This window comes from Dactylosporangium sp. CA-052675 (assembly GCF_050947935.1).
Classification (GTDB): domain Bacteria; phylum Actinomycetota; class Actinomycetes; order Mycobacteriales; family Micromonosporaceae; genus Dactylosporangium.
Map to the genome: position 1 here is coordinate 4,252,280 of NZ_CP192010.1, position 19,622 is coordinate 4,271,901.

Consider the following 19,622-nt stretch of genomic DNA (forward strand, 5'->3'; position numbering starts at 1 on the left):
CGGCGCAGAGCTCACCGCCCCGGCGCGGTCGACTCGACGTGCAGTGACCAGCCGACCGGCACCAGGACGTTGACCTGATGGTTCTCGCCCAGGCTGACCGTCACGTCGCCGATGCGGTGCGGGCCGTCGGGCTTGTCCGGTTGGCGTTGGTCCGCGGCGAAGGACGCGATCCAGTACAGCGCGGCGTTCCAGTTGATCGCGACCTCGTTGGTGGACCAGGACTCGATGTCGTCCAGGTAGCAGAACTGCGGCTTGGGGCGTTCCCCGCTGGGCGTGTGGAACAGGACCTTCTTCGCCTTCGGGTCCTCCAGGCCGGGGTTGGGCCCGCCCGCGACGGATCCGGCGGGCGGCCGGGGCAGCCTGGGGTCGAGCTGGTGACCGTAGATGCGGCTGTGCTGGTTCTGGGAGCAGCGGCTGCCGTAGCCGGTGACGAAGGAGTTGTTGAGGGCATTGCGGCCGAGGATGAAGTCGAGGCCTTCGAGGACGCCGTCGCGGTAACGGCGGTCGCCGGTCAGATCGAAGGCGGCGGCGATGACCATGAGCTTGTTGAGCACGACGCTCGTCGAGCCCCAGGTGTACTCGTTGTCCCCGATCGGCACGCCGTAGGCCTGCTCGCGGATGGTCTGCGAATAGTGGTCCGCGGCCTCACGCACCGAGGAGCGGGCGGCGTCACGGTCGTTGTCGGCCAGTCTGCTGGGCACCGTGGCGAGGTCGATCCGGCCGAGCGGCGCGACGAACTTCCAGTCGGGCCCGGTGTTGCGGAAGGCGTCGCCGGTCCAGTACGGCGAGGAGCGCAGGAAGTCGAGGTACGGCTGTTCGCCCGTCGTGATGAACAGCTCCGCCGCGGCCCAGTAGAACTCGTCGCGGACGTCGGTGTCGTCGTAGGCGCCGCCGCCGTTGGTGTCGTCCGCACTGGCGTACACCGCCGGATGGTCGTTGGCGGCTTTCCACGCGGTGCGGGCGGCGGCCAGGCAGCGGTCGGCGAACGGGCCGTCGAAGGGTCGCAGCAGCCGGGCGGCCTGGGCTGCGGTCGCGGCGAGGTTGAGGGTCGCGGCGGTCGACGGCGGGTGCAGCTCGCGGACCTGCGGGTCCTGGTCGGGCAGGCAGGGCAGGCCCGTCCAGCCGCGGTCGTGGACCTTGTGATGGGCCATGCCGGCGTTGGGCTTGCCGTCGGGGATCTGCATCCGCAGCATGAACTCGAGCTCCCAGCGGGCCTCGTCGAGGATGTCCGGGACCTTGTTGCCGTGCTCGGGGATGCCGAGGGTGCCGTCACCCACCGCGGCCGGGTTGCCGGTCTTCGCGATCGTGGCGCGCTCGTACTGGCCGAGCAGCTGGGCGGTGGCGATGCCGCCGTTGACGACGTACTTGCCGTGGTCGCCGGCGTCGTACCAGCCGCCGCGCACGTCCAGCCGGTAGTCACCGACGCCGGGCTGGCAGGGCACACTGGTGTCGCCCTGGTTGGGCGGCACCCCGACGTGGCCCGCGGGGCGGGCGTAGCCGGACGCGAGCGCGTCGTCGATGGCGATGCCGCTGCGCTGGACGTAGAAGAAGTGCGCCGCGTCGCGGCGCAGGCCCTCGTAGACGGAGTCGGCGATGACGAACGGGAAACTCTGCTGCCCGTCGACGCGCAGGGTGTAGCCGGCGCCGGCCGTGGTCACCGCCGTGAAGTCGATGGTGTGCACCTTCTGCCCGGACGACGTGTCGAGCCCGCGCGGGTTCGACCGGCCGGACGCCACGACCTCGCCCGTGCCGGAGACGACCTGCCAGGACTGCGGGTCGGGCGCGTCGGTCACCACCGTGGCGTGCTTCGGGCCGTCCGGCAGGTAGCCGACCTGGTTGACGCGCACCGGCGGGTCGGTCTTCGGGACGTACCACTCCCACGGCTCGCCGCCGACCAGCGAGACGTCGTCCAGGGTGAACGTCCACGGTTCGCCGGACCCGCCGATCTGGAAGGAGACCTGGCCCCGCTCGGTGTCGAGGCTGGAGGTGAACGAGTAGTGGTACTGCTGCTGGTTGGTGGTGAGCTGCACGTCCTGCGACCACGTCGCCGTGTACGGCGGGTCGCTGAGCTGCACCTGAGCTTTGATGGTCACCGGCCGGCCGGCCGACGCGGTGAACGAGATCGCGTACGGTGTGTTGGCGCTCAATCGGATGTCGTTCTCGCCGACGAGCACGTCCCAGGGCTGGTGCGTACCACCGGGCACCTGCACCCGCAGCCTCCCGTCGGCCGCCGCCAGCGCGGTGCCGGCGGAGAACCAGCCCGCGGTGTCGTTGCCGTCGAACGTGCCGTTGAATACCTGCTCACGGGGTTCCTTGACCGTCACCATGCCTCGACCATGCCTCCGCCGACGCGGCGTCACCACATGACGTGACTCGTGGCCGACGCTCGCATCCTCGCTCGTCCCCCGATCAATCACCATTTCGGCCGTGGGATGTGCGGCGGCCGACGGCCAGTCGACGCGGAGGCCACCTGGCGAGTGGTTCAGGGTTCGATGACGTCGGCGACGGGCCGCCGGTTGGTGTAACAGGTCCGGGGCGCGTAGCCGAAGCGCAGCACGAGATGCGGGTCGTGCGAGCACTCGACGGTGCGGCGCAACTGTTCCCGCAGGGCCGGCACCTCGATCGGCTGCGAGTACAGAGCGGTGCTCAGGCCGAGGTCGGTGGCCGTGAGCAGCACGCACTGCAGCGCCATCCCGGCCCGGACGGCGTCGTCGAACCCGTCACCGAGCACGCCCAGCACCGCCACCGTCGGTCGCCGCGCCGGATCCCGGGTCACGTCGAGGATCGGGCCGCCGAAGTCGCGGCGGGTCAGCAACTCGCCGGGGTGCGGTGCGGCACCGGCCGCGGACCGGCCGACCCCTTCGACCTCGTGCTGGGCCGCGATGCTCCAGGTTCGCAGCTCCGCGGCGTAGGCCGGGTCGGTACGCAGTTGCGTGTCCGCGGTCCGGATCAGCCCGGCCACCACGTACAGTGCCGTCTCGTCGGTCAGGAAGTCGAGCCGGCCGCCTTCTCGCCGGGCGGCCTCGGACAGCCGGTGCGCTGCGGCGGTGCCCACCGGGGTGTCGGCGAACGGGCCGCGGTTGGTGTGCCGGTTCGGGATCTGGTGGTGCATCCGGCGCTCCACGGGCGTCGGCGGCCGCGGCCGATCGGGCCACAGGTGCAGCAGTGTCCGCCCCGCCCCGAACTCGTACCGCGCCGGCAGACCGGCCACGGCCAGGGCCAGCCGCAGGTTGTACGCGGCGGCACCGCAGGAGATCCGGGCCATCCGGCCGTCGTGGTCGCCGGCGGTCAGGACCCGGCGTTCGTCGAGCAGGACGTCCACACCGTCGCCGGTGTGCCGGAACCGCCACGGCTGACTGTTGTGCATCGACGGCGCCCAAACGGCGTCACCGACCGCATCGGTGAACACCTCGGGGCACCAGGTTCGCGGCGTCGCCATCATCTTCATGACCACACCTCCAGTCGGATGGAGCCACCTTTTCCACCGTGCCCACGCGGCGGCGGCGCCGGTAAGGGCCGAACGTCCCGAATCACCCCGCGGTACGACACCGCTTCGAGCCTGTCAGGTCTCGCGCACGCCCGCGCGGCCGTATCCGCCGCCGCCGGGTGTCTCGACGACCAGTACGTCGCCCGGCTGGACGTCGACGGAGCCGCAGCCGGGGAGGGGGACGACAGCGCCGCCGGCGCGTTCCAGCCGGTTGACGCCGAGCGCGCCGGGCGAGCCGCCGGCGAGGCCGTACGGCGGCACACGCCGGTGCCCCGACAGGGTGCTGACGGTCATCGGCTCGCGGAACCGGATGCGGCGGACCGCGCCGTCGCCGCCCCGCCACCGGCCGTCGCCGCCGCTGCCGTGCCGGACGGCGAACTCGTCCAGGAAGACGGGGAAGCGCCATTCGAGGACCTCGGGGTCGGTCAGCCGGGAGTTCGTCATGTGGGTCTGCACCACCGAGACCCCGTCGAACCCGTCACCGGCGCCGGAGCCGGAGCCGACGGTCTCGTAGTACTGGTGCCGGTCGTTGCCGAAGCTGACGTTGTTCATCGTCCCGGACCCTTCGGCCTGCACGCCGAGGGCGGCGTAGAGCGCGCCGACGATCGCCTGTGACGTCTCCACGTTGCCGGCGACCACGGCCGCGGGGTAGACGGGCGCGAGCATCGAACCGGCCGGCACCACGATGCGCAGCGGGCGCAGGCAGCCGTCGTTGAGCGGGATCTCGTCGGTGACGAGCGTCCGGAAGACGTACAGCACCGCCGCGGTGACGACCGACGAGGGCGCGTTGAAGTTGGTTGCCAGCTGCGGTGACGTGCCGCTGAAGTCGATCGTCGCGCCGCGCCCGGCGTGGTCCACCGCGATCCGCACCGCGATCGTCGCCCCCGAGTCCATCTCGTAGCGGTACTCGCCGTCGCCGAGGGCGGCGATGACGCGCCGTACCGCCTCCTCGGCGTTGTCCTGGACGTGACGCATGTACGCCTGCACCACGTCGAGGCCGAACTGGTCGATCATCCGTCCGACCTCTTCGACACCCTTGGCGTTCGCGGCGATCTGGGCGCGCAGGTCGGCGAGGTTGGTCGCCGGGTTCCGGGACGGGTACGGCGCCCGGGTGAGCAGCCGGAGCGTCTCGTCCTCGCGGAACCGGCCGTCCTCGACCAGCGGCCAGGCGTCGAACAGCACGCCCTCCTCGTGGACGTTGCGACTGGTCGCGGGCATCGAGCCGGGCGTGAGTCCGCCGATCTCGGCGTGGTGGCCCCGGGAGGCCACGTAGAACAGCACCTCGGGCCGGTCGGCGTCGAAGACCGGGGTGACGACGGTGATGTCGGGCAGGTGGGTGCCGCCGTGGTAGGGATCGTTGATCGCGTAGACGTCGCCGGGCCGCATGCCGGCGTGGCGGCGGACGACCTCCTTGACGCTGGCGCTCATCGAGCCGAGGTGCACGGGAATGTGCGGTGCGTTGGCGATGAGACTGCCGTCCGGGTCGAACAGCGCGCACGAGAAGTCCAGCCGCTCCCGGATGTTGACGGACTGCGCGGTCGACTCCAGCCGGGCGCCCATCTGCTCGGCGATCGACATGAAGAGGTTGTTGAAGATCTCCAGCAGTACCGGGTCGACCTCGGTGGTCGCCCCGGATGCCCGGCCGCTCGGCCGCGTCCGTTCCAGGAGCAGATGGCCGTACTTCGTCACCGCCGCCCGCCAGCCGTCGTCGACCACCGTGGTCGCGTCCGCCTCGGCCACGATGGCCGGGCCGCCGACGGTTTCGCCGGGGAGCAGGCGTTCCCGCTCGTACAGCGGCACCTCCCGCCAGGCTCCGCCGGTGTACAAGCGGGTCGTGCCGAGCGGCGGTGCGGCGGCGCGTCGCGGGGCGCCGGCGGGCCCGCCCAGCCGGGAGAGGTCCGGGGGCTCGGTGAGCCCGATGGCCTCGACCGACACCGCCTCGACGATCAGCGGGCGGTCCATGAGGTACGCGTACATGCGCCGGTATGCCGTCCGGAACGACGCCACCATGGTGTGCAGCTCGGCGAGCCCGACCGGCAGCGCGGTGTCGGTGCCCTCGAAGCGCAGGTGCACGCGTCGGTGCACCCGGATCCGCCCGGCCGGCACGTCCTCGTCCAGCAGCTGCGAGCGCGCCGCCGCCTCCAGCGCGTCCGCGACGTCGGTCAGCCGTGGCATCGCCCCGGGCTCCAGGCGGCTCTCCACCGACTGTTCGCGCATCGCGGTGGTGTCGGCGAGCCCGATGCCGAGCGCGGACAGCACACCCGCCATCGGCGGCACGAGTACGCTGCGGATGCCCAGCGAGTCGGCCACGGAGCACGCGTGCTGCCCGCCGGCGCCTCCGAATGTCGTGAGCACGTAGGCGGTGACGTCGCGGCCCTGCTGTACCGAGATTCGTTTCACGGCGTTGGCCATGTTCGCGACCGCGATCTGCCGGTACCCCTCCGCGACCTGCTCCGGCGTGCGCTCGTCGCCGGTCTGTCCGGCGATGGCCGCGGTCAGCTCGGCGAAGCGCCGCCGCACCACGCCGGCATCCAGCGGCTGGTCGCCGTCCGGGCCGAAGACCTTGGGAAACGTCGCGGGCTGGATTCGGCCGAGCATCACGTTGGCGTCGGTGATGGTGAGCGGACCGCCGCCGCGGTAGCAGGCCGGTCCCGGGTCGGCACCCGCGGAGTCCGGGCCGACGCGATAACGGGCGCCGTCGAAGTGCAGGACCGACCCGCCTCCCGCCGCGACGGTGTGGATGTCGATCATGGGGGCGCGCAGCCGGACGCCCGCGATCTGGGTGTGGAAGACCCGCTCGTACCGGCCGGCGTAGCGCGACACGTCCGTCGAGGTGCCGCCCATGTCGAAGCCGATCACCTTGTCGAAGCCGGCCAGCTGCGACATGCGGGCCATGCCGACGATGCCACCGGCCGGACCGGACAGGATCGCGTCCTTGCCGCGGAAGTGCCCGGCCTCGGCCAGGCCCCCGTTGGACTGCATGAACATCAGCCGTACGCCGCCCAGCTGCTCCGCCACCGCTTCGACGTACCGGCGCAGCACCGGCGACAGGTACGCGTCGACGACGGTGGTGTCGCCGCGCGGCACCAGCTTCATCAACGGGCTCACCTCGCTGGAGCACGAGACCTGGCGGAAGCCGATTCGCTCCGCCAGCATCGCGATCTCGCGTTCGTGCGCGGGGTACAGGTGGCTGTGCAGGCAGACCACCGCGGCCGCGCGAATGCCGCTGTCGCTCGCGCGCCGCAGTTCCTCGGCCAGCCGGTCGAGATCCGGCGAGCGCAGCACGGTGCCGTCGGTGGAGATCCGCTCGTCCACCTCGATCACGCGCTCGTACAGCATTCGCGGCGGCACGATGTGCCGGTCGAAGATGCGCGGCCGGTTCTGGTAGCCGATGCGCAGCGCGTCGCCGAAGCCTTCGGTGATGACCAGCGCGGTGCGCTCGCCCCGGCGCTCCAACAGCGCGTTCGTGGCGACCGTGGTCCCCATTCGCACCGACTCGATCCGGTCCACCGGTATGGGCGCCGCATCGGCGACCCCGAGCAGTGCCCGGACTCCGGCGACCGCCGCATCGGCGTAGCGCGCCGGGTTGTTCGACAACAGCTTGCGTGTCACCAGCCGGCCGTCGTCCGGCCTCCTGGCGACGATGTCCGTGAACGTGCCGCCCCGGTCGATCCAGAACTGCCACCGCCCGCCGGCCGTCACGAGTCTTGCCCTTCACCGGCCTGCCCTGCGTGCGCGCCCAGCATCGCGTGCCGCGCCATCGAGGACGCGAGCTCGACGCAGTGCGCGCAGTACCGGCAGGCCAGGGAGGCGTCCAGCGCCGCATCCGCGTCGACCGGACGCGGGTCGTGCAGCAGCCGGTGGTCGAGCCGTTGCCGCAGCCCGCGTACCTCGGCTTCGGCCGCCGCGATCCGCGCCTCCGTGTCGGCCCGCGGCGATCTCCCGGCGTTGCCGGCCGTGGCCATCATGTCGACGCAGACCCGGCCCATGTGGCTCACGACGGCCTGGACGTCAGCCGGCATCGCCGGCCGTGCCGCCCGCGATCCCGCGATCTCGGCCAGCCGCCTCGCCAGTCCCTCGACGCCCTCGGCGTCGGCGTTGACCTGCGCGGCGACGACGATCGCCGGCACGGCGGCGGCGGGCGACGCGCCCCGGGTCTCCTCGATCGCCAGCGCCTGGTCGTCGATGGCCTGACGCAGTGCGTACAGCGCCTTCCCGGCGTCAGGCAGAGCGCTCGTGGCGCACGGACCGCAGCCGCACAGCGCGTCGGTGACGTGCTCCAACGCGATTCGCGAGCCCTCGATCACCTCGGCCAGGCGACCGCCGAGCCCGCCCGTCGGCTGACGATTCCACACTCCAGGCTCCTGCCGGACGGTCGCGGCACCGCATCGTATGTGCGTGCCGTGCCGCTACCCCGGGCCACGGGCACCAATCACCCCCGGAAGCACTTTTGAACGGTGCCGGCACGGGAATCGCATGCCTAGCAGACGTGCCAGCGCGAGACAGCACACCGCCCGGGTGGAAGTGGTCGACATGTCCGTCGAACTGCATGACGCGATCGACAGCATGAGCAAGGTACAGAATCCTGCCGAGCAGCAGCATCTGGTGCAGTCGGCGGTGGAGCTGATTCCGCCGGGGCAGCGCGCGGCGGTCGTGGAGGACGTGGCCTCGTCGGTCCTCGGCAGCCCCTCCAAGTGGGTCACGAACGTCATCTGGCTGGTCGTGTTCGGGGTGCTGGCCGCCGTGGTGATAGGCGGCACGCTGCTGGGGCTGAACGCGAGCGGCAGCGGGCAGACCGCCGTGTTCGGCTTCGTCGGGATAGCCCTCGGTGCCATCGTCGGCATCCTCGCCCCGCGGCCCGGAACGAAAGGCTGAGGACCGCCAGTATCGGCTGTCCGGGCCACCCGCCGGCCTCCGGCGGGTGGAGCCGCCGGAGGCCGGCAGCGCCACCCGCCGGCCTCCGGCGGGTGGAGCTGCCGGACGCGATTGTTTCCGGGTGAGGCCGAGGGGTAGCGGGCAGGGCATGACGGATTCGACGCAACGACCCCTCGCGGTGGTGACCGGGGCCAGCAGCGGGATCGGCTACGAGCTCGCGAAGCAGTTCGCGCTCCACGATTTCGATCTGCTCATCGCCGCCGAGGACGACGGCATCGAGCAGGCGGCCCAGGGTCTGCGCCGTGACGGGCGGACCCAGGTGGAGGCCGTGCGGACCGATCTCGCCACGTTCGACGGCGTCGAGGCGTTGTGGCGGGCGATCGGTGAGACCGGACGAGCGGTCGACGCCGTGGCGATCAACGCGGGCCGCGGCGCCGGCGGCGCCTTCGCGCACGACACCGACCTGCGCGACGAGCTCAATATCATCGACGTCAACGTGACGTCGACGGTGCACCTCGCGAAACGGGTGCTGCCGGCCATGGTGCGGCGCGGACGGGGCAGGGTGCTGTTCACCTCCTCGATCGCCTCGACCATGCCCGGGTCGTACCAGGCCGTCTACAACGCGTCGAAGTCGTTCGTGCAGTCGTTCGCCCAGGCGGTCCGCGACGAGCTCAAGGACACCGGCGTCACCGTCACCGCGCTCATGCCGGGACCGACCGACACGAACTTCTTCGCCCGCGCCGACATGGAGGACACCAAGGTCGGCGCCGGACCGAAGGACGACCCGGCCCAGGTGGCCGAGCAGGGATTCGAAGCGCTCATGCGCGGCGACGACCACGTGGTCGCGGGGTCGTTCAAGAACAAGGTGCAAGCGGTCGCCGGCAAGGCGCTGCCCGACACGACCAAGGCCGGAATGCACCGCAAGATGGCCGAGCCGGGGTCGGCGTCCTAGGAGCGCGCGAGGCGGCCCGGCGCCGGCGCGCGTCGGCGATGGCGCGCGCCACGGATGCCGTACGGGTGCGGGCCCGTTGCCGGCTGGTCAGCGCCCGCCCGGATGGTGGACACCAGGTAGGCGTTTCGTGTCGGGCGGTCGGGCACTTCCACGGCGCGGCCGGTGACGATCACGCCACGACCGGTCACGGTAGGAGTCCTGGAGGAGATCTTCCAAGGACGGAGTACCAACCCGTGAAGAGACATACGAGACTGCGGGCCACGGTGGCCGCCGTGCTCGCCGTGCCGGCCGCACTCGTCGGCAACAGCGCCGTCGCCGGCGCGGTCGTCGCGCCGGCGGGCACCACGGCATCGGCGACCACGCTCGCCCAGGTCCGCTCGAGCATCGGCGCGGACACCGGCGCGGCGGCCGCCCTGACCGGCAAGGGCGTCGGCGTCGCGCTCATCGACACCGGTGTCGCGCCGGTACCGGGCCTGCCCGCCGCCCAGATCGTCAACGGGCCGGACCTGTCGTTCGAGTCGCAGGCGGCGAACCTGCGCTATCTCGACACGTACGGGCACGGTACGCACATGGCCGGCATCATCGTCGGCAACGACAGCGCCTCCGGGTCCAAGGGCATCGCTCCGGACGTCAAGCTCACCTCGCTCAAGATCGGCACCGCCACCGGGGCGGTCGACGTGTCGCAGATGATCGCCGCGATCGACTGGGTGGTGCAGCACCGCAACGACGACCCCGCCAACCCGATCCGGGTGCTGAACCTGTCCTACGGCTCCGGCGGCGTCGTGCAGTCGTGGATCGACCCGCTGCATTTCGCGGTGCAGAAGGCGTGGCAGGCCGGCATCGTCGTCGTCGCGGCCGCCGGCAACAACGGCAACGCGGCCGGGGCGCTGACCAACCCGGCGATGGACGACTCGATCCTGTCCGTCGGCGCGACCGTGACCAACGGCACCGCGACCACCGCCGACGACACCCTCGCGACCTTCACGAACCTGGCGAGCGGTACCGCGGGCCAGGTCGACCTGCTGGCCCCGGGCACGTCGATCGCGTCGCTGCGCGATCCCGGCTCGAATGTCGACAACCTGTACCCCGACGCCCGGGTCGGCACCACCCTGTTCAAGGGCAGCGGGACCTCCCAGGCGACCGCCGTGGTGAGCGCCGCCGCCGCCCTGCTGCTGCAGGCCAAGCCGGCCGCTTCCCCCGACCAGGTCAAGGACTGGCTGGTCAGGGGCGGCTCGGCGCTGACCCTCGGCACCGCCAAGACGCTCGGGCTGTCCGCGCTGAACGTCAACGGCGCCCTGGCCCGCACCGGGACCACCGTCGCCGCCCCGGCCTCGCGGCTCTCGAGCGGCACCGGTTCGCTGCAGGGCGCGCGCGGTACCGCGAGCCTCACCATCGACGGCGTGAAGCTCACCGGCGAGCGGACCGTCTGGGGGACCTTCGGCACCGCGCAGTGGGCGAAATCGACCACGCCGTCCTGGTCGGGTGGCCTGTGGCTCGGCTACCGGCTCGCCGGCGACGGCTGGACGGGCACGTCCTGGGCATCGAAGACCTGGGCGGCGGGCACCTGGACCGCGGCCCCTTGGGGCGGCAGTGCCGCTGCCGGCTGGAGCGACCCGGCGTGGTCCGGGCGAACCTGGTCCGGCCGCACCTGGTCCTCCGGCACCTGGTCGGGCCGCACCTGGTCCAGTGACGGCTGGGCCGGGGCCGCCTGGGTCTGACAACCCGGCAGCACCGTTCGGCGTACCACACCGTCTCCTGGAAACTCGATGGCTGCCTGCGCATCGCGGGCAGCCATCGACGCGAGCCAGGCGATGTAGTCGGCGACGCCTTGCTCTTGCCGCCCGTCAGGGCCCTTCCCGGTCCGGGACCGCTCGATCCGGGTGGCCGCCGGACGCCGGTCCGGTGGGCGGCGCCGGGTCGTCCGTGTCCGTCACCGGATGCGGCTCCCTCAGGATCTCGATGCTGCGGATCACGATCGCCGTCACCGGCGTGGCCAGGGCCAGGCCGGCGACGCCGGCCAGTGCGCCGCCCACCAGCGTGGCGAGCAGGACGGCCGGTGGACTCATGCGCAGCGTGGCGCCGAAGACGACCGGGTTGACGAGATTCTGGAGCACGACGTTGGCGAGCACGACGACCAGGATCATCCACAGTGCGGCCGACTGCCCGCCGCTGCCGAGCGCGATCAGCACGGCGAACATCGAGGCGACCGCGGCGCCGAGGTAGGGCACGTACGTTCCGAGGAACGTGATGACCGCGATCGCGCCCACCAGCGGCACCCGCAGCACCAGCGCGCCGATCGCCACCGCGGCGGCATTGACCGCCCCGATCAGGGTCAGCCCGCCGTAGTAGTGCCGCACGACGGTGGCGGCCCGGCCGAGCAGGCGCTGACCCAGGTCGCCGGGCAGCGGGAGCCGTCCGGCGACCCTGGCGGTGATGGCGTGACCGTTCATGAGCAGGAAGAAACAGACAAACAGCGCCACGAACACGCCGAGCAGGATGTTGACGCTGGCGCCGAGCAGGTTGCCCAGCGCCGGCAGCAGGCCGGCCAGGAGGTTGTTCTCCGCCTGGCGCGCGGAGTGGCGGCCGGACTCGGCGATGCTGCCGTTGACTCCGGCCGAGGTGAGGATGCGGTGCAGTTCGCCGACGGCCGCGTTCAGGCTCTGGCTGATCTGTTCCCCCTGGCTCGCCACGCCCCACACCACGAGCACGATCGCTCCGGCGCCCAGCACGATCACGAGCAGGAGCGCCGCCGCGGCGCCGGCACTGCGGGGCACGCGACGCCGCGCGAGGCCGTCGACGACCGGCAGGAACCCGGTGGCCAGGAACAGGGCGACCAGCAGCGAGATCACGATCGACCGCAGGACGACCAGCAGGAAGATCGCCCCGACGAGCAACAGCGCCACACCGACAAGTGACCAGGCCACGGCGCCCACCGTTCGCAGCCGGTGGGACAGGTGCCGTGCTCCCCGCTCAGCCATGCTCGGCACCCCCTCCGCCTGGCGGGCGCCGTTCAACAGGTCACGCCGCGCGTAGCCCTGGTCAGCGTCCACAACGCCGGCTGCCGGACGCCATCCGGGAAGGATGGGACGGGTCCTACCCCCGCGCGGCGCGGACAATCCTTTCGGACGGCTCGCTTGAGCAGCGACTCCAGCTACCCGATCGGACGGCGCCGCCGGAAGAGTGCGTGCGCCGGGACGGGCGGAGGGCCGAGCGTGACGCGGGGGTGGTGGGGTAGGTGCCCGTCGTGGTCGCGTGGCTGGATCGTTATCAGCGTCGCCACTCCTGGCTGGGCTTCCCGCTGGCGGTGGTCTACAAGTTCGTCGACGACCGTGGTCCGTATCTTGCCGCGATGGTGACCTACTACGGCTTCATCTCGCTGTTCCCGCTGATGCTGCTGTTCCTCACCACGCTGGGTTTCGTCCTGGAGGCGTACCCTGACCTGCAGCAGCAACTGGTGCACACGGCGGTGGGGGATCTGCCGGCCATCGGGCCGGAGCTGGAGCGCAACGTCAGCGGGTTGCGCGGCAGCGGCACGCGTCTGGCGCTCAGCATTCTCGGCGCACTCTACGGCGGGCTGGGGGCGATGCAGGCCGCGCAGGCCGGGTTCAACCACATCTACGGCGTACCGCGCTACGAGCAGCCCAGTTCGCTGCGGTCCAGGCTGCGCAGCCTCGGTCTGCTGCTGATCCTGGGCAGCGCGGTGCTGTTGTCGGCGGCGGCGACGGCGTTCGTGGCCTTCATCGATGAGCTCACCGGCCAGTCCGGGGTGGGACTGCGGGTCGTCGGCTACCTGTTGACGTTCGCGATCAATGCCGGCCTGTTCACCGCGGCGTTGCAGTTGCTGACCGCCCGGACGCTGCGCGTACGCCAGGTCATCGCCGGCGGGTTGATCGCCGCGACGTGCTGGGTGGCGTTGCAGACCGCAGGCGCCCGCTTCGTCGCCGCCCGGCTCAGCCACGCGAGCGCGCTCTACGGCGCATTCGGACTCGTACTGGCCGCCTTCGCCTGGATCTATCTGCAGGCGCTCGTGCTGATGCTCTGCGCCGAGATCAACATGATCGCGAACTACCGCCTGTGGCCCCGGGCACTGCTCACCATCTTCGCCGACGATGTCGAACTGACCGAGGCCGACCGGCGGATCTACACGATGGCGGCGACCGCGCAGCGATTCAAGAGCTTCGAGACGGTGCGGGTCGACTTCGACCGGCCGGCGCGACAATAGGCGCCGGCGGGCGCCGCCCGGCCGGAAACGCCCGTGACCCCGCACGCCACGAGACGGTGCCGGGCCGCCCCCGCGGACCCGGTCCGGTGGGGCGCGGCGCTCAGGCGGTCAGCTCGGCGACCGAGACGACCTGGGCGCGCAGCGGGGCCAGCGCCGCCGCGATCTCCATGACGTCGTCGTCCGGCACGCCGAGATCGGTCAGGGTGGCGCGGAGGTGGCCACCACCGCGTCGAAGGCGGCGTCGGTGATGTTCAGCCCGGCATGCGCGGCCGGCATGTCCCGCCCGGCGTAGATCGCCGGCCAACCGAGCGCCGCGGCGAAGAACGCCCGCTGATGCGACTGCAGGCGGGTGATGTCCACTGATCATCGTCTGCTTCGCCGGCAACACCGCCGCGCTGACGCCCCTGCCCGGCTGACACGCGTCACGATCCGTCCAGCCGCCGGTCAGGGCGAGCGGGCAACCCGCCTTCGCGTCGTCGTGCAGCTCGTCCTCGACCTCGCCGTACCGGTTGCGAGGAAACACGTCGCGGCCGACCAACGTGCTGGGCTCCGGCCACCGGACCGCGTGGCCGGTCGAGGGTGGGTCCGCAATCGCGGATCGGCTTCACGTACGGCCGCGACCTTGCGCGGGCCGACCGGCTTTAATCCGGCGGGGATCGGGAAGCCTGCGGATCCCAGCGTCGAAGGGAGACGGCAGTGGCCAGGCGACGCAAACTCGTCCGTACCTCACCCGATCGTATCTTCGCGGTCCTGGCCGACGGCTGGACGTATGCCAGCTGGGTGGTCGGCGCGTCCCACATCCGCGACGTCGACGCGGGCTGGCCCGCGGTCGGGACCCGCCTGCAGCACCAGGTCGGGCCGTGGCCGCTGCACATCACGGACGTGACCTCGGTGCGGGCGGTGATCCCGGGCCAGATGCTCGAGCTGCACGCGCGGGCGTGGCCGCTCGGTGCGGCGACGGTGCGGGTGGAGCTCGAACCGGTCGAGGCCGGCACCCGGGTGACCCTGACGTACGACCTCACCGAGGGGATCGGCCGGTATCTCCCGCGCCGGGTCCAGGCGGCGCTGCTCGGCCCGCGCAGCGGCGAGATGCTGTCCCGGCTCGCCGACATCGCCGTCCGGCGGCAGGTCCCGGCCGTCCACTGACCGGGCAGCACCACCCACCAGCCTGCCGAAGGCGGCACGGGTCTGCGAGCGCCTTCGCCGACCGGACCAAGCTCGCCGTGGCGCTCTGGCCGTCGCGTGGCCTCGCGGGGGCGGCGTCGGGCGGGGCGTGGTGGTGGCTCGGGTGGGGCGCTGGAGTCCGTGGCGCTCTGGCCGTTGCCGTGGTTTGGCGGCGGCGGTGTCGGGCGGGGCGTGGTGGTGGCCCGGGCGGGGCGCTGGAGTCCGTGGCGCTCTGGCCGTCGGCGTGGTCTCGCGGCGGCGGTGTCAGGCGGGCGTGGTGGTGGCCCGGGCGGGGCGCTGGAGGGGGAAGCGGGCGCGAACGCGGAAGCCGGGGCTGCCCGTGCGGGGGCCGGTCTCCAGGGTGCCCTCGTGGGCGGACACGCGCTCGCGCATGCCGATCAGGCCCAGGCCGCCCGTTGCCCGGCGGGTCGGGCCGCGGCCGTTGTCGGCGATGTCGAGTTCGAGTTCGTCGGCGTGGAAGCGGATGCGGACGTCGAGTTTCGTCGCGTCCGCGTGCTTCAGGGTGTTTGTCGCCGCTTCCTGGACGATCCGGTAACCGGTCAGCGACAGCGACTCCGGCAGGTCCATCTCGTTGCCGAAGACGCCCAGTGAGGTCTCCAGGCCGGCGTGGCGGACCGAGTCGAGGAGCTCCGGCAGCCGGTGGAGGCCGACGGCGGCCGGGGCGGTCGCGGGGGAGGAGTCCGGGGCGCCGCCCGGGGGTGAGACGGCCGGGGCCGAGGCCTGCGTGGGGATCGGGACCGGCGCGGCGCCGGACGCGTCCGAACCGCGGGCGGCCGCGGTCGAGCCACCCGCCGCCGGGGTTGAGCCGGGCGCGGACGAGCGCGAGCCGGCCGCGGCTCCGGCGGAGCGCGGCGCGGGTGAAGGCGCGCCGGGTGTGGCGGAGGGCGTGGGCGGCGCGCCGGCGGAAGGTGCCGGGTCGGTGTGGCGCAAGAGGCCCAGCATGCGATGGAGCTCGTCCACCGCGGTGCGGGCGCTCTGCTCGACCGCGGCCAGGGCCTCCTTCGCCTTCGTCGGGTTGCGGTCGAAGACGCGGCGGGCGGCCGAGGCCTGCACGCCCATGACCGACACGTGGTGGGCCACGACGTCGTGCAGCTCGCGGGCGATGCGCAGGCGCTCGTGCAGCACCGTGCGGGCGGCCTCCTCCTCGTGGGCGGCGACGAGCTCGGCGGCCTGGGCCTCGACCAGTTGGCGGCGGCGCTCGGCGGTCCAGGCGATCTCGCCGAAGTAGAAGGCGAAGCCGAAGTAGAGGACGTTGACGAGCACGCCGTTGACGAGGGCGGCCAGGATCGGTGACACCGGGCCGTCGGCCTTGACGAACTCGGCCGCGGACAGGCGGGGCAGGGCGGTCAGGTAGGAGATGCCCAGCCAGATGAACATCCCGGCGATGATGCCGGAGCGTAGCCAGGTCGATCGGCGGTGGTCGCGGCCCCAGGCGCCCAGGGTGTAGATGGCCGAGAACAGGGCGCCGGTGGTGAGCTGCTGCTCGGGGGCGTATCGGCTCTGGCCGCAGATGAACGCGATGGAGATGACCAGCGCCACGGCGTCGGGCCAGCGGCGGCGCCAGCACAGCGGCAGGGTGCACAGCAGGGCCCAGACGATCTGCTCGGGCAGGGCCGGTGGGTGGCCGAAGTAGGAGCCGGTGCTGCGGGTGAGGGTCAGGTTCAGCAGGGCTATCGCGGCCACGATCACGCCGACGGCGATGTCGATGCGCAGGCGGCGCGCGTCCGGGATGGGGCGCTGCCAGGTCTCCGTCTCGGCCGTCATCCCACTCCCTTCCCGAGCCGCTGCCGGAAGTCTAGAGCGAAGGTATGACAGTTTCACGGCGCCCGATTTGCGGCATTTATGACCCGGGCGGCGCGGAAGACGGCCCGGGCGGCGCGGGCGGCGCGGAAGACGGCCCGGGCGGCGCCGAGGGCGGCCCGAAGGGGGAATGGCCGAAATAGGGAGCGGGAGCCGCCCCCGCGCCGAGCCCGGCCGAGGCGTCCCCACCCGGCCGACGCACGGCAAAGGAAGCCACCACCAACGCCACCCCGATCGTGATGAGCACGACGTCAGCAACCGTGTAGGCGTTGTTGGCCGTGTTGAAGGTGTCGATGTCGAGATCCCCGCCCGACGTCAGCGACCGCAGATGCAGAATCCACACGATGTTCGACGCCTGGTCGGCCGCGATCACGAGGCTCCCGGCCGCCCCGAGCAGCCCGCTCAGCACACCCAGCCGCCGGATCATCAGCAGCGCGACGAGCACGCCGGCGAGCCCCACCAGGATGACCGGCACCCGCAGCCCGATCTGCACCCCGAGGGACAGCGGCTCGACCGAAGACGAATCCATCGGATCACCCTAGACAACCGCGGGCCGTGACCGAATAGCCGGGGCGGAGGGGCGCGGATGGTCGGGTACGGCGCGTGGTCGCTGGTGCCGATCACCCTGTACCTCGTGCTCCCCGACGACGCCATCGGCCCCATCTGGATCGCGGTCACCGCGCCGACCGTCACCGCGGTGCTGCCGGGCGTGCGGCGCCGGTCCCGGTCCGGCCGGTGATCACCGGGAACACGGTCACCTGGACGAAGTCGACGAGCCCGGCGGCCATCAGCGCCCGGTTCAGCCGCCCGGACCCACATCCAGGGGCTCCGCGGCGTCGACGAGATGATGTCGCTGATCGAGTCGCCCGACGGCCGATGGCTGGCCTCGGCGGCCGATATCGACGCGCAGCGCGTGCACTGGATCGTGTGCCGAGTGCCTCCTTCCTGGCCGACGACCCGGCGGACGTGCCGGTGCTGGGCACCTCGCTGGCGATGGTGCAGGACGCGGCCTTGGACTCCGGCGGGGACTCCGGCGGGGACATCGCCCACCTGGAGACCGCCAGCCTCGCCGACCTGCTGCCGCGGCGGTCAGGCTAGGTGAATGTCGGGCGGCTCGTCGGTGGGCTCCGCGGACGCCTCCGGGCCGGCCCGCCGCTGCCGGGCCGCGCGCAGGGCCAGCCGGCCCAGGTAGGCCAGCAGCGCGGCGAGCACCAGGATGCCGAAGACGCCGAGCAGCACGCCCCAGCGCTCGCCGATCCCGCCGCCCGCGTCCGGTCGCGGCAGCACGCGCACCTGTCCGGCGGGCGCGGCCCCAGCGGAGGCGCTGGGGGCGGGCGAGGCGACCCGGGCCGACAGCGCCGCGAACGGGTCGACGATCCCGGCCCCGACGCGGTCGTCGTGGGCCGCGCCGAGCGGCACCGCCGTGGCCGTGAGCCGCCGCACGACGTCGGCCGCCGACAGGTTCGGGAAGCGGGCCCGCACCAGCGCGGCGACCCCCGAGACGAGCGCGGTGGCGAAGCTGGTGCCGGAGACGCCGACGAAGCCGCCCCCGGACGACGGCGCCGTGAGACCCTCGCCGGGCGCGGCGATCCCGACCCAGTCGCCCCGGTTGGACTGCGCCAGCGGCGTGCCGTCCTGCTTGAGCGCGGCCACGGCGAGGACGCCGGGGTAGGCCGCCGGGTACCACTTCGTGTCCCCGGTGGACGACTCGTTCCCGGCCGCGGCCACGACGACGACGTTGCGGCTGAGCGCGTACTGGATCGCCTCCCGGATCTGCGGCCGGTCCACCGGCAGCGCGAAGGAGAGGTTGAGCACCTGCCCCGACTCGGCCCCGGTGCGGATGGCCGCCGCGATCATCTCCGGGGCCGCGTTGTCGATGCCGTCGAGGAAGCGGACCGGGACGACCTTCGCGCCCGGGGCCACGCCCACCACGCGGTCGTCGTCGCCGGGGCGGGCCGCGATGAGTCCGGCGACCGCGGTCCCGTGGCTCGCGCCGTTGTCGCCGCAGTCGCCGAGGCCGCCCGGCACGCGCTGGAAGCCCGGCGGCGTCGCCGAGGGGACGTAGTCGAAGCCCGGCGACAACGCCGCCTGCAGCTTGGCCTGCCCGCCGTCCACGCCCGAGTCGACCACGGCCACGGTCACCCCGGCGCCGGTCGACAGGTCCCACGCGCGCTCCAGGCCCAGCCGCGCGATCGTCGGGTCGCGGGGCGCGTTGGACGGCAGGGGCTGGCCGGGGGCCGGAGGGTTGCGGCAGTCGCCGGGGGCGTGGGCCTCCGCCGGGCCCGGGACGAGCAGGGCCGCGACGAACACCAGCGAGGCGAGGGCCCGCCTCACGCCCGCAGGTCCATCAGGGCGCGGTACACGTCCCAGACCGCCAGAGCCAGCGGTACCACCGACAGCATCATCGTCGTCTCGAGCACGTCCAGGCCCCGGGCCAGCCGCGGCGTGCCCTTCCGCCGCCCGGTCAGCCCGCCGACGAGCGCGGCCAGCAGGGCGATCGCGGCCAGCGAGGGCGCCAGCACGCCGGTCAGCAGCGCGGGGTGCCCGGCGAAGCGCACGACGAGGATCGCGGCGCCGATCAGCAGCGTGGCGCACACGGCGACGGCGACCGTCGCGACCTGCTCCCGCTCGCGGAAGAGCCGCCCGCGCAGCAGCGCCAGCAATGTCAGGACGCCGGCCAGCAGCCGCGACCACAGCGAGTCGTCGGCCGCGAGCACCAGCGCGCCGGTCGCGACGACCGCCTGGCAGCCGGCCAGGAGCCCGGACAGCAGCCGCCGGGCCCGCGCGATCTGCCGGGTCGCCCGCTCGAGGTCGAGCTGGCCCGGCACGGCGGCGAGGTCCTCGGCGGTGCGGGGCAGCGGCTGGCGGGGCAGGCGGGCCGAGCGCAGCGCGAGCGCGGGCAGCATCGTGGTGGCGGCGAGCGCGAGGGCGCGACGGCGGCGGCCGCCGCGGCGGGCCGGACGTCGGCGAGGACCGCGATGAGCGCGCCGAGCCCCGCGGCCAGGCCGGCGATGCCGAGCGCGGCGAACACGTGGTCGCCGCCGCCGACCACGGCCGGGCCGGCCGCGGCGACGAGCAGCGCCGCGGCGCCGGCGATGAGC

Annotated in this window: 17 protein-coding genes; 7 read left to right on the plus strand and 10 right to left on the minus strand. The window is 72.9% G+C overall.

Going from position 1 to position 19,622, the window contains the following annotated elements; all coding sequences use genetic code 11:
* Nucleotides 1-11: 11 nt before the first annotated feature.
* The 4 genes from ACQP1P_RS19545 to ACQP1P_RS19560 form a co-directional block, all read right to left on the minus strand.
* Entirely contained in the window at nucleotides 12-2,327 is a 2,316-nt protein-coding gene (locus ACQP1P_RS19545; protein WP_433088118.1) for a glycoside hydrolase family 9 protein, read from the minus strand.
* A gap of 155 nt (nucleotides 2,328-2,482) precedes the next feature.
* Complete coding sequence (locus tag ACQP1P_RS19550; protein ID WP_433088119.1) at nucleotides 2,483-3,448, minus strand: Acg family FMN-binding oxidoreductase; 966 nt, start codon at nucleotides 3,446-3,448, stop codon at nucleotides 2,483-2,485.
* 114 nt (nucleotides 3,449-3,562) lie between these two features.
* Nucleotides 3,563-7,189 carry a hydantoinase B/oxoprolinase family protein gene (locus tag ACQP1P_RS19555; RefSeq protein WP_433088120.1) on the minus strand — a complete coding sequence of 1,209 codons (3,627 nt, stop codon included), beginning with the start codon at nucleotides 7,187-7,189 and terminating at the stop codon, nucleotides 3,563-3,565.
* Nucleotides 7,186-7,842, minus strand: a complete 657-nt coding sequence (locus tag ACQP1P_RS19560) for a hypothetical protein (protein ID WP_433088121.1) — start codon at nucleotides 7,840-7,842, stop codon at nucleotides 7,186-7,188. The genes ACQP1P_RS19555 and ACQP1P_RS19560 overlap by 4 nt, the downstream gene beginning before the upstream one ends.
* 163 nt (nucleotides 7,843-8,005) lie before the next feature.
* Here ACQP1P_RS19560 and ACQP1P_RS19565 point away from each other — a divergent pair, with 163 nt between their 5' ends.
* The 3 genes from ACQP1P_RS19565 (at nucleotide 8,006) to ACQP1P_RS19575 (ending at nucleotide 11,032) form a co-directional block, all read left to right on the plus strand.
* Complete coding sequence (locus ACQP1P_RS19565) at nucleotides 8,006-8,362, plus strand: hypothetical protein (RefSeq protein WP_433088122.1); 357 nt, start codon at nucleotides 8,006-8,008, stop codon at nucleotides 8,360-8,362.
* 148 nt (nucleotides 8,363-8,510) lie between these two features.
* Complete coding sequence (locus ACQP1P_RS19570) at nucleotides 8,511-9,314, plus strand: SDR family NAD(P)-dependent oxidoreductase (RefSeq protein ID WP_433088123.1); 804 nt, start codon at nucleotides 8,511-8,513, stop codon at nucleotides 9,312-9,314.
* A 233-nt stretch (nucleotides 9,315-9,547) separates the two neighbouring features.
* The gene (locus ACQP1P_RS19575; RefSeq protein WP_433088124.1) at nucleotides 9,548-11,032 is read left to right on the plus strand and encodes a S8 family serine peptidase; all 1,485 of its coding nucleotides are present in this window, start codon (nucleotides 9,548-9,550) and stop codon (nucleotides 11,030-11,032) included.
* 126 nt (nucleotides 11,033-11,158) lie between these two features.
* Here ACQP1P_RS19575 and ACQP1P_RS19580 read toward each other — a convergent pair whose 3' ends face one another.
* Nucleotides 11,159-12,292, minus strand: coding sequence for an AI-2E family transporter (locus ACQP1P_RS19580; RefSeq protein WP_433088125.1), 1,134 nt, complete (start codon nucleotides 12,290-12,292; stop codon nucleotides 11,159-11,161).
* 266 nt (nucleotides 12,293-12,558) lie between these two features.
* On the opposite strand from ACQP1P_RS19580, the gene ACQP1P_RS19585 reads away from it, so the two are divergent.
* Nucleotides 12,559-13,536 carry a YihY/virulence factor BrkB family protein gene (locus ACQP1P_RS19585; RefSeq protein WP_433088126.1) on the plus strand — a complete coding sequence of 326 codons (978 nt, stop codon included), beginning with the start codon at nucleotides 12,559-12,561 and terminating at the stop codon, nucleotides 13,534-13,536.
* Nucleotides 13,537-13,734: 198 nt separating this feature from the next.
* On the opposite strand, the gene ACQP1P_RS19590 is transcribed toward ACQP1P_RS19585, so the two are convergent.
* Nucleotides 13,735-13,896, minus strand: a complete 162-nt coding sequence (locus ACQP1P_RS19590; RefSeq protein ID WP_433088127.1) for a hypothetical protein — start codon at nucleotides 13,894-13,896, stop codon at nucleotides 13,735-13,737.
* 336 nt (nucleotides 13,897-14,232) lie between these two features.
* Between ACQP1P_RS19590 and ACQP1P_RS19595 the strand changes: the two genes are divergently transcribed.
* A complete protein-coding gene (locus tag ACQP1P_RS19595; protein ID WP_433088128.1) occupies nucleotides 14,233-14,682 on the plus strand; it encodes an SRPBCC family protein in 450 nt (149 codons plus the stop codon).
* A gap of 282 nt (nucleotides 14,683-14,964) precedes the next feature.
* Here ACQP1P_RS19595 and ACQP1P_RS19600 read toward each other — a convergent pair whose 3' ends face one another.
* Complete coding sequence (locus ACQP1P_RS19600) at nucleotides 14,965-16,485, minus strand: histidine kinase (protein WP_433088129.1); 1,521 nt, start codon at nucleotides 16,483-16,485, stop codon at nucleotides 14,965-14,967.
* A gap of 76 nt (nucleotides 16,486-16,561) precedes the next feature.
* Nucleotides 16,562-17,014: a hypothetical protein gene (locus ACQP1P_RS19605; protein WP_433088130.1), complete on the minus strand. Its 453-nt coding sequence runs from the start codon at nucleotides 17,012-17,014 to the stop codon at nucleotides 16,562-16,564.
* 93 nt (nucleotides 17,015-17,107) lie between these two features.
* Here ACQP1P_RS19605 and ACQP1P_RS19610 point away from each other — a divergent pair, with 93 nt between their 5' ends.
* Both ACQP1P_RS19610 and ACQP1P_RS19615 read left to right on the plus strand, forming a co-directional pair.
* Entirely contained in the window at nucleotides 17,108-17,260 is a 153-nt protein-coding gene (locus ACQP1P_RS19610) for a hypothetical protein (RefSeq protein ID WP_433088131.1), read from the plus strand.
* Between the two features lie 188 nt (nucleotides 17,261-17,448).
* Nucleotides 17,449-17,619, plus strand: coding sequence for a hypothetical protein (locus ACQP1P_RS19615; protein WP_433088132.1), 171 nt, complete (start codon nucleotides 17,449-17,451; stop codon nucleotides 17,617-17,619).
* On the opposite strand, the gene ACQP1P_RS19620 is transcribed toward ACQP1P_RS19615, so the two are convergent.
* Together ACQP1P_RS19620 and ACQP1P_RS19625 are read right to left on the minus strand one after the other, a co-directional pair.
* Entirely contained in the window at nucleotides 17,611-18,855 is a 1,245-nt protein-coding gene (locus ACQP1P_RS19620) for a S8 family serine peptidase (RefSeq protein WP_433088133.1), read from the minus strand. The genes ACQP1P_RS19615 and ACQP1P_RS19620 overlap by 9 nt on opposite strands.
* Nucleotides 18,852-19,427, minus strand: a complete 576-nt coding sequence (locus ACQP1P_RS19625; protein ID WP_433088134.1) for a hypothetical protein — start codon at nucleotides 19,425-19,427, stop codon at nucleotides 18,852-18,854. Before ACQP1P_RS19625 ends, ACQP1P_RS19620 begins: the two co-directional genes overlap by 4 nt.
* Nucleotides 19,428-19,622 lie beyond the last annotated feature (195 nt).

Excerpts from the sequence above, each read along its gene's own strand:
- ACQP1P_RS19625 (WP_433088134.1), bottom strand. The coding sequence starts at position 19,427 with ATGCTGCCCGCGCTCGCGCTGCGCTCGGCCCGCCTGCCCCGCCAGCCG.
- ACQP1P_RS19545 (WP_433088118.1), bottom strand. The coding sequence starts at position 2,327 with ATGGTGACGGTCAAGGAACCCCGTGAGCAGGTATTCAACGGCACGTTC.
- ACQP1P_RS19610 (WP_433088131.1), top strand. The coding sequence starts at position 17,108 with ATGGTCGGGTACGGCGCGTGGTCGCTGGTGCCGATCACCCTGTACCTC.
- ACQP1P_RS19580 (WP_433088125.1), bottom strand. The coding sequence starts at position 12,292 with ATGGCTGAGCGGGGAGCACGGCACCTGTCCCACCGGCTGCGAACGGTG.
- ACQP1P_RS19600 (WP_433088129.1), bottom strand. The coding sequence starts at position 16,485 with ATGACGGCCGAGACGGAGACCTGGCAGCGCCCCATCCCGGACGCGCGC.
- ACQP1P_RS19570 (WP_433088123.1), top strand. The coding sequence starts at position 8,511 with ATGACGGATTCGACGCAACGACCCCTCGCGGTGGTGACCGGGGCCAGC.
- ACQP1P_RS19550 (WP_433088119.1), bottom strand. The coding sequence starts at position 3,448 with ATGAAGATGATGGCGACGCCGCGAACCTGGTGCCCCGAGGTGTTCACC.